Source organism: Streptomyces sp. NPDC000941, from assembly GCF_053599555.1.
Window position 1 is genome coordinate 1 of sequence record NZ_JBSFMM010000561.1, and the last position, 1,159, is coordinate 1,159.

Sequence of the window (1,159 nt, forward strand, 5' to 3'; positions counted from 1 at the left end):
CGGTGTTGTTCTCGGGGCAGGGCAGTCAGCGGGTGGGTATGGGCCGTGAGCTGTATGGCCAGTATCCGGTGTTCGCGGAGGCGTTTGACGAGGTGTGCGGGCTGCTGGACAAGGAGCTTGCGGGGCACGTCGAGCGGTCCGTTCGCGATGTGATCTTCGGCGATGATGCTGCTCGGCTCGGTCAGACGGTGTTTACGCAGGCCGGGCTGTTCGCGGTTGAGGTGGCGTTGTTCCGGTTGGTCGAGTCGTGGGGTGTGGTGCCGGAGTTTGTGGGTGGGCATTCGGTCGGTGAGATCGTGGCGGCGCATGTGGCGGGTGTGTTCTCGTTGGAGGATGCGGTGCGGCTGGTGGCGGCTCGGGGCCGGTTGATGCAGGGGCTGCCCGTCGGCGGGGCGATGGTTGCTGTCCAGGCCGCGGAGGACGAGGTGGCGCCGCTTCTGGCCGATTATGGCGACGGGGTTGGTATTGCTGCGGTCAATGGTCCGACGTCGGTGGTGGTCTCCGGTGATGAGGACGCTGTCCTTGCTGTGGCGGAGATGTTCCGGGGTCAGGGGCGTAAGACCAGGCGTCTTGAGGTGTCGCATGCGTTCCATTCGCCTCGTATGGACGCGATGTTGGATGACTTCCGCACGGTCGCCGAGACCCTGACTTACGCGGCCCCGCGTACTCCAGTGGTTTCCAATGTGACTGGTGCTCCGGCTGCGCCGGAGGAGTTGGGCTCGGCTGATTACTGGGTGCGGCATGTTCGGCAAACGGTGCGATTTGCGGATGGGGTGGCTGCGCTCGTCGGGCAGGGCATCACGACTTTCCTCGAACTGGGTCCCGATGGCGTGTTGAGCGCGATGGGTGCGGAGTCCGTGGCCGATGGGGTGTTCGTTCCTGTGTTGCGGTCGGCGTGTCCTGAGGCTGAGTCGTTGCTGTCGGGCCTGGCGCAGGCGTGGGTGCGGGGTGTGGCTGTGCGCTGGGCGGAGGTGTTCGCTGGTACGGGGGCGTCGCGGGTGGATCTGCCGACGTATGCCTTTCAGCGGGAGCGGTTCTGGCTGGATGTTCCTGTTGGGGCGGTTGTGGTGGATGAGGTGGAGGCGCGGTTCTGGGAGGCGGTGGAGCGGGAGGATCTGGAGTCGCTTGCTTCGACGCTTGAGCTGTCGGATGGTGAGCA

The 1,159-nt window shown here is 65.5% G+C and carries 1 pseudogene; it reads left to right on the plus strand.

The features are described 5' to 3' along the window. Positions 1-5: 5 nt before the first annotated feature. Positions 6-1,159 (plus strand): annotated as a pseudogene (locus ACWDSL_RS53485) (acyltransferase domain-containing protein); the annotation flags it as partial.